Below are 7,265 nucleotides of genomic sequence, written 5' to 3' on the forward strand. Positions count from 1 at the left end.
GGAGGCCGGACCCGCACAGCTCGGTGGCCGTACGAATCACCCGTGTTGTGCGGGCAGCCAGCGCTCGAGGTAAGCGCGGAGCCCTTCGAGGTGTGCACCGCGCGCGACGTAGCCGAGGTAGCCGTCAGGGCGTACGAGCCCCTGGACCGGGTCCGGCCACGGGCTCTCCCCGCCGAGCCGGTGCACGCTGATCAGGTCGTGCCGTCCGGGCAGGAGCGAGGCGAGGCGTTCGTCGGGCCAGAGTGCGGGCGGTCCGGACACAAGCAGGTGCCAGCCCGGCCCCGCACTCCGCGCCTGGAGCCCGCGCGGCAGGTCGGGCAGCCGGTCGCCCGCCTGCGGTCCTTTCCTCGGTGGCCGGGAGCCCGCGGTGGAGGCGGGGCTTCGCCGGTAGTGGATGCCCAGCTCGGAGACCGTACGGAAGACCCGCCCGCGCGGTCCTGTGGCGCGGAGCGCCAACGGGGCCAGGCGCGGGGCGAGTCGGGTACGGGCGAGGCGGATGAGCGGGTTGCGGCTGGTGCCGATCGTGAAGGCGCGGTCGGTGAAGCGCAGCACGCTGCGGCCGACCGGGGCGCGCTCGATCTCGTACGTGTCCAACAGCTCCGCCGGTGCCCTGCCCGAGCAGACGAGGGCGAGTTTCCAGCCCAGGTTGAGGGCGTCCTGGATGCCGGTGTTCATGCCCTGGGCGCCGGCCGGGCTGTGGATGTGCGCGGCGTCGCCGGCGAGGAAGCAGGGGCCCGAGCGGTAGTGGGCGGCGCCGCGGTTGTGGAGGCGGAAGTCGGTCATACACACCGGGTCCCGCAGGACCAGCCGGTCGGGCGTGTACTCGTCGGTGATCTTCTGCAGGAGCCCGAGCTTCACCTCGGTGTCCGGGGCGCCCGGCGGACGCATCGCGAGCATCCGCCAGGTCGCCGGCGAGCCGAGCGGGAAGAAGACCATCCCAGACCCCGTCATGTACGTGTGCACGGCACCCGGCTCCAGGCCGTCGACCTCCAGATCGGCGAGGAGGAAGGTCTGCGGATAGGCGTAGCCCTCGAAGCCGATGCCCGCCTGGGCGCGGACGGTGCTGTGCGCCCCGTCGCAGCCCACGACGTACCGAGCGTCCACGGTCTCTTCCGTACCGTCGCCGCTCCGAAGCCGGCAGGTGACGGCCGGCCCGTTTCGCTCCAGCCGGATCAGCTCCGTGCCCCGCTCGATGCCCACGTCCTGCCCCGCGAGATGCTCTCCGTCTCCGCCTGCGAGAGGAACAGCAGGAAGGGATACGCGGTGTCGGTCAGCCCGATGTCGAACAGCGGCATCTGCATCACTCGCTGCGGCAGATGCATCCTGAGCTGCATCGCAGGGTTGCCGCGGGCGACCAACTCATCCGTCACCCCGAACCCGGCGAGCGCCTCCAGGGTACGCGGCTGGATACCCAGGGCGCGCGACTCGTGGACCCGGTCGAGAGAGCGGTCGACGATCCGGAATGACACGCCGTACGTACGCAGTTGGGCGGCGAGCGCAAGCCCAGTGGGCCCCGCGCCGACTACCAGCACATCCAAGGGCGCCGTCATGGGGCCACGGTAGTGCTCGAACGCCTCGCCGGCATCGCTCACGGATTCGTCCTCGTCGAGCGCCACAGCTCACTCGTCGTCCGGCGCGCTACATGGATCGCGCACCCGCGGGCTGGGCAAGAATCTCACCGCACAGCACGACGCAGTCGGCACAGATCCACACGTCGGGACCCGCGACCAGACGGCGTTCGTCGCTTGACGGGTGGCCGCAGAAGGAACAGCAGGCCGAGGTGTCATCGGGGCGGCGCTTGCGACGGGTACGGCGCCCGAAAGCGGTGCGGGGGACGTTGACGTAGCAGTGGAGCTGGCGCTTGATGTCCGCCACGTCGACGTCAAGGGCGTTGAGGACGCGGCGGGCCCGGGAGCCGGGGTTCGTCGCGATGACCGCCAGCAGCTGCGGCGTGTTGACCACGACCGGGGCACAGTTGGGCGTGCGCTCGGCCGCCAGCTGCTCGGCGGCGGCCAGCGCGGCCTTCGCCTCACCGGAGAACACGGGATCCCCGGCCCTCACTGCACCGGCGGGATAGGCGAAGAGCTGACGGCTCGCCTCGCGGATCTTGTCGCGGGTGACGCCGAGTTCTTCCAGCGTGGCGGCGGCCACGCCGTCGGTGAGCAGTCCGAGGAGGAGGTGTTCGGTTCCCGCCTCGGCCAGTCCGTCCGCCTCGGCCGCGGCCAGCGCGGCGGACAGTCCGCTCTCCAGGTCGCGACCCCGGATGAGCCCCACGGCCGGCGGTGCCTCGGTGAGGCGGTCGACGCGGTCGGCGTACCGCTGGCGGGCCGCCTGGCGCGAGACGCCGAGGTGTTCGCCGATCACCGTCCAGGAGTGGCCGACGGCACGCACCTGGCGTACGACCTGGTCGACGGCCGCATCCGCATGGCCGGACAGGTCCCGGGTGACGGCGATCACGGCGTCCAGCAGGGCGAGTTCGTCGTCGCTGCCGGCACGGTCGTGGGCGGCTGCGATGAGCTGCTCCACAGTGGGCTCTTCGCTCATGCCGACAACCGTAGATTGTCAATCCCGGAGTGACAATCCCTTGTTGTCACCTACCTGCGGGGTCGCCGATGATGCTGCAGATGTCGGCGTCTGTGCACGTGCTCGGGTCGGTGGTGGCGGCCCGCTCGGCCAGGCCGCGCAGCGCGGTGCGGGTCTTGCGCAGCTCGGCCATGCGCCGCTCGATGTCGTCGAGGTGCTGCTGGATCAGGTCGGTGACGTGGGCGCACGGCGCCTCGCCCGAGTCGCGCAGGGCGAGGATCGAGCGGATCTCGGCGAGCGTGAGACCGGCCGACTGGGCGTCGCGGACGAAGGCCAGCCGGGCGCCGGTCCGCGGCGGGTAGTCGCGGTAGCCGCCCGCCGTCCGGGGAGGCGCGGGCAGCAGTCCGGCCTGCTCGTAGAAACGGATCGTCTTGGGCGTGAGGTCGTTCGCGGCGGCCAGCTCTCCGATGCGCATACGGCCGAGGCTACGCCTTGACCTTCCAGTGTGCTGGAAGGTCTAACGTCGGTCACATCCGCAGTGACCTGGGAGGACGCGGCGATGCTCATCACGGTTCTGACGGTGCCCGACTGCCCCCACGCACCAGTGGCGCGGGAGCGCATCGAGCAGGCGCTCGAGGGGCGAGCCGCAGAGATGGAGTTCGTCGAGGTCGCCGACGAGGCGCAGGCCGCACGGCTCGGCATGACCGGCTCCCCCACGGTGCTCATCGACGGCACCGACCCCTTCGCCGTACCAGGGGCTGCCGCCTCCGTCTCGTGCCGCCTGTACCGGGCCCCGGACGGGCGGACCGAGGGGGCGCCGAGCGTGGCCGACCTGCAGCGGGCCCTGGAGGTCGCAGTGGCCGGCGAAGACTGCGACTGCCCGCCCATGGACGCGGCCGGACGCGGTGGCCGCGGCCGTCTCGCACCCGTCACGGGCGGGCTGCGGGTCGTGCAACAGGCCGTCCTGCGGTCCTTCGCCGCCACCGGCCGCGCACCCGAACCGGCCGACCTGGATCAGGTGGCACGGGCCTTCGGGCGGGACTCCAGCGAGGTCCTGGCCGAACTGGCCGCCGAGGACTTCCTCGCCCTCGACGACCAAGGACGGATCCGGGCGGCATACCCCTTCTCCGCCACCCCCACCGCCCACCGGATCCGCCTCCCCGACGACACCGAGATGTGGGCGATGTGCGCGATCGACGGCCTCGGCATCCCGGACATGCTCGGCGCCGACGCCGTGATCACCTCCGCCGACCCGGTCACCGGCGCCCCCGTCACCGTCACCTCCACCGGGGGACACATGACCTGGCAACCCGTCACCGCCGTGGTCTACGTCGGCCGGCGCTCCTGCACCGGCCCGGCGGCCGACGTCGCCTGCGGCGCCCTGAACTTCTTCACCAGCCGCCGCACCGCACGGAGCTGGGCCGAGCAGCACCCCGAGTACACCGGCAGGGCCATCGGCCAAGCCCGCGCCGAAGCCCTGGGACGGTCGGTCTTCGGCTCACTCCTGACGGGGACGGACCCTGCCCCAGTGCCTGGGAGTTCACCCATGACAGGGCGCGGATGATGGTCGCCATGCGCATCCGCATCGACGCCGTCGACCTCCCCGGCCCGGCCTGCCCGCCTGCGGTCCTCGACGGCAACGAGGTCCCGACGTACAGCAATATCCATGTCGCCGTGCAACGCCGTGAGCGCCCGGCCGAACTCCTCGACCCGCAGCCAGGCGACGCAGCATCCGCGACCTGGACCCTGGAGTGAACCACGCTCGCCTCACCCGACGGCACCGATGTGAAGGGTCCCTACGTGCAGGGCCGCCCGGGTGGCCGGTTCGTCTACCTCTCCTGGGGCACCGTCGACGGCTCCGGCAACTTCACGATGTTCCGCCGCGCCAAACTCATGCTCGACGCCGTGCCCGCCAAGGTACTCGACGCCGCCGAACGCACCGGCCTGCTGGTCGGGCGCCTCGGACTGACCGACGCACGCGGTATGACCCTGTGTGCGCGGGTCGTACCACCGGCCATCATCTGGACCGCGGGATCCACCGACTGAGCGCGCCCGCGACCGAGGTCAATGTCGTGCTGCGCCCTCAACCCCGACGGCGCAGCGAGCGGAGGATCTTCGGCATGGCGCCGCCGATGACGAGGGCCGCCAGCGGAAGGACGACGTCGGACCACGGGTCGCGGATGGGCCTGTAGGTGGCAGTGCCGTCCCGGATCTCGATGTACCCCAGGGGCTTGGCCTCGGCTCCTCCTCCGCCGCCTCCCCCGTCGCCGCTCTTCGCTGCGCCCACTTCGCGTCCGGCTCCGCCGCCGAAGCCGAAGGCGACCTTGGCGACGGGGATGACGGTGACGCCGTCGGCGGTGACGGGTTCGCCGTACACGGCGGTGACCGAAGCGCGGCCGCCCAGCTTGTCGGCCAGGCGTTCCAGCAAGGTGACAGAGGCGTGGGCGGCTGACAGATCCGTGTCCGATGGCCGTGCGGGCGCCGTCTCGTTCTCAGGGACGGTCATGACGTACTGCCGGGTCGGGGGCGCTCGGCGGTGCCGAGGATGTGGGTGGCCGCCGGGGAGGGGACACGGGTCTCGGGGAAGGCGAACTTCTCCAGCGAGGTGAGCGTGAACCCGGTGGCGGTGATGGCCGCTTGGGTATCGCGACCGGTGTGGCAGCCGCCCATCAGCAAGGGCCAGACGGTCGCGTCCACGGCATGCTGCACGCGGCGCATCGCGGGCGAATCGGCGCGTACGTGCTCGAAGAAGCGGAGCTGTCCGCCCGGTCGCAGGGCGCGGTGGAGCTCGGCGAGAGCGGCGCGCGGGTCGGCCACCGAGCACAAGGTGAGGCAGACGACCGCGGCATCGAACGAGCCGTCCGGGACGGGCAGTTGCTCGGCGACACCATCGATCACGTCCACCTGGACCGATGTCGTGCGGGCGCTCTGCTCGGCCATAGCCCGAAGACGCGGCTCGGGTTCGACGGCCAGCACCCGTTTCACCTCCGGCGGGTAGTGGGCGAAGTTCAGCCCGTTGCCCGCGCCGATCTCCACGACCTCGCCCGTCAGGCCGGACAGCAGGCGTTTGCGGTGCTCCGTGATGCCGGCCTTGTCCAGGGCAGGCCCTGCGACCTTCGCGTAGAAGCGGGCGAAGACCGGATGTCGCTTCATCTGTTGGGTCATTGCTGGTCACCGTCTTCCTCTGTGGCAGTGCCCCCGGGATACCATCATTTGCGGAGGTACTACATAGTGAAGCCACTTCACGATATGCCCGGGGAGGACGCGCCCGCCAGCGTCTCGCTGGACCGGCTCTTCGAACTGGCCGAGGTGCTCGGCGCGATGATGGCGCGCGGCGTCGCCGAGCGCGGGCTGACAACGGCCCGGGCGGGTCTGCTGTGGGCTCTGCTGCACGACGGGCCGATGACCCAGCGGGCGCTGGCCGCACGGCTTAGGGTGACCCCGCGCAATGTCACCGGACTGCTGGACGCTCTGCAGGCCGAGGAGCTGGTGACCCGTGAGGCACACCCGACGGACCGGCGCGCGACCCTGGTGTCCCTGAGTTCGAAGGGCCGTACGGTCACGGCTGCCCTGCGAGGCGGCCGTGACTCCATGGCCGACGAGCTGTTCGGCGACATGCCTACATCGCAACTGGAGGCGTTCCAGGGTGGGCTGGAGGTCGTGATCGAGCGGTTGCGGGCGATGGGGTGAACGTGCCGGATGTCGTCGCCGTGATCAGCCCTGGGGTCCGTACTGTCGGCCACCCAGGTGCCATGGCGCGCCGGGCCGGGTGGGCAAGGCATCGGCCCTCAGGTGGAGCGCTTGGACGTCCCGGTCTCGGTCGGGGACGGGCCCGAGGGTAGGTGCGTCCTGTCATGCGGCACCAGGCGGGCAGGTCGAGCGGGGCGGCCGCGTCGGTGGCGATGACGTGGACGACCGAGCCGTGCTCGGCGTCGGCGATGTGGGCGCGCAACTTCAGCAGGCGGGTGACGCAGAGCGGGCCGGTGCCGTCGACCGTGATGTCGACGGCGGTGGAGGGGCTGGTCATCGGCTGCTCGCGGTGGCGGCGATGGCGGGCAGGACGGCGAGGGCGAGGATGCCGCCGGTGAGGGCGAGGACGGGGTAGCCGCAGCGGCCACGACGAGGCCGGAGGCCAGGCCACCGGTGGCGCCGGCGATGGCGACATCGACCATGCCCTGAGGCTTGGCGCAGGTGGCCAGGGGCACGGTGTCGGTGATGATCGCGGTGCCGGCCACGAGGCCGAGGTTCCAGCCCGGGCCAAGCAGGGTGGGGCAAGGGCGAGTGGGGCGACGGCGCCGGCGGGCGCGGCGGCGGCGAGATGCCCGCGGCCAGGAGCAGCGGGGTATGGATTGCTCCCTCGGGATCGCGGCTCTCGCTGGCGTGCACGCTGCGGGGGAGATCCCCTGAGCGGTGCTGTCGGACATACCTCTCCTGCTCGTCATCGCTCTCACGTAGGCGCCGACGGTCCCGTTCTCACAGCGCGGCAGCTGCCTTGAGCAGCGCGGTTGCCGCCGTCTCGATGTCCTCGGGCGTGCTCCAGCGGCCCAGGGACAGCCGCAGAGCCCCGAGCGCGCGGCCCGTATCGAGGCCCATGGCCGTCAGGACGGGCGAGGGCGTGTGGGTGCCGCTGTGGCAGGCCGAACCGGTGGAGGCCGCGAGGCCGGGTGCGGCGGCGAGGAGTTCATGCCCGAGCGCGCCGTCGATGCTGACGTTCAGCGTGTTGGGCAGGCGTCCCGTGTCGG

The 7,265-nt window shown here is 71.8% G+C and carries 9 protein-coding genes and 3 pseudogenes; 4 read left to right on the forward strand and 8 right to left on the reverse strand.

From position 1 onward, the window contains the following. Nucleotides 1-36: 36 nt before the first annotated feature. From ABD357_RS08905 to ABD357_RS08920, 4 genes are read right to left on the reverse strand one after another with little or no spacing between them, the layout of a single operon-like run. The gene (locus tag ABD357_RS08905) at nucleotides 37-1,200 is read right to left on the reverse strand and encodes an FAD-dependent monooxygenase (RefSeq protein WP_344388803.1); all 1,164 of its coding nucleotides are present in this window, start codon (nucleotides 1,198-1,200) and stop codon (nucleotides 37-39) included. After that, on the reverse strand, nucleotides 1,173-1,592 hold the full coding sequence (locus ABD357_RS08910) for an FAD-dependent monooxygenase (protein WP_344388804.1): 420 nt from the start codon (nucleotides 1,590-1,592) through the stop codon (nucleotides 1,173-1,175). The genes ABD357_RS08905 and ABD357_RS08910 overlap by 28 nt, the downstream gene beginning before the upstream one ends. 46 nt (nucleotides 1,593-1,638) lie before the next feature. Next, nucleotides 1,639-2,544 carry a Clp protease N-terminal domain-containing protein gene (locus ABD357_RS08915; protein WP_344388806.1) on the reverse strand — a complete coding sequence of 302 codons (906 nt, stop codon included), beginning with the start codon at nucleotides 2,542-2,544 and terminating at the stop codon, nucleotides 1,639-1,641. 46 nt (nucleotides 2,545-2,590) lie between these two features. Continuing rightward, a complete protein-coding gene (locus ABD357_RS08920; protein WP_344388808.1) occupies nucleotides 2,591-2,998 on the reverse strand; it encodes a heavy metal-responsive transcriptional regulator in 408 nt (135 codons plus the stop codon). Between the two features lie 84 nt (nucleotides 2,999-3,082). On the opposite strand from ABD357_RS08920, the gene ABD357_RS08925 reads away from it, so the two are divergent. Together ABD357_RS08925 and ABD357_RS08930 are read left to right on the forward strand one after the other, a co-directional pair. Then, on the forward strand, nucleotides 3,083-4,087 hold the full coding sequence (locus ABD357_RS08925; RefSeq protein ID WP_344388809.1) for an organomercurial lyase: 1,005 nt from the start codon (nucleotides 3,083-3,085) through the stop codon (nucleotides 4,085-4,087). Continuing rightward, nucleotides 4,084-4,569, forward strand: a pseudogene (locus ABD357_RS08930) (DUF5990 family protein). Before ABD357_RS08925 ends, ABD357_RS08930 begins: the two are co-directional and overlap by 4 nt. A 37-nt stretch (nucleotides 4,570-4,606) precedes the next feature. Here ABD357_RS08930 and ABD357_RS08935 read toward each other — a convergent pair. After that, nucleotides 4,607-5,029 carry a spore germination protein GerW family protein gene (locus ABD357_RS08935; RefSeq protein WP_344388810.1) on the reverse strand — a complete coding sequence of 141 codons (423 nt, stop codon included), beginning with the start codon at nucleotides 5,027-5,029 and terminating at the stop codon, nucleotides 4,607-4,609. Next, entirely contained in the window at nucleotides 5,026-5,688 is a 663-nt protein-coding gene (locus ABD357_RS08940) for a class I SAM-dependent methyltransferase (RefSeq protein ID WP_344388812.1), read from the reverse strand. Before ABD357_RS08940 ends, ABD357_RS08935 begins: the two co-directional genes overlap by 4 nt. An 84-nt stretch (nucleotides 5,689-5,772) precedes the next feature. Here ABD357_RS08940 and ABD357_RS08945 point away from each other — a divergent pair, with 84 nt between their 5' ends. Together ABD357_RS08945 and ABD357_RS08950 are read left to right on the forward strand one after the other, a co-directional pair. Next, entirely contained in the window at nucleotides 5,773-6,213 is a 441-nt protein-coding gene (locus ABD357_RS08945; protein WP_344388814.1) for a MarR family winged helix-turn-helix transcriptional regulator, read from the forward strand. A 217-nt stretch (nucleotides 6,214-6,430) separates the two neighbouring features. Continuing rightward, nucleotides 6,431-6,628, forward strand: coding sequence for a hypothetical protein (locus ABD357_RS08950; protein WP_344388831.1), 198 nt, complete (start codon nucleotides 6,431-6,433; stop codon nucleotides 6,626-6,628). Here ABD357_RS08950 and ABD357_RS08955 read toward each other — a convergent pair. After that, nucleotides 6,547-6,847: pseudogene (locus ABD357_RS08955) on the reverse strand (MFS transporter); the annotation flags it as partial. The gene ABD357_RS08950 and the pseudogene ABD357_RS08955 overlap by 82 nt on opposite strands. A 149-nt stretch (nucleotides 6,848-6,996) precedes the next feature. Further along, nucleotides 6,997-7,265, reverse strand: a pseudogene (locus ABD357_RS08960) (cysteine desulfurase NifS); the annotation flags it as partial.

The sequence above is a fragment of the Streptomyces vastus genome (assembly GCF_039532825.1).
Lineage (GTDB): Bacteria > Actinomycetota > Actinomycetes > Streptomycetales > Streptomycetaceae > Streptomyces > Streptomyces vastus.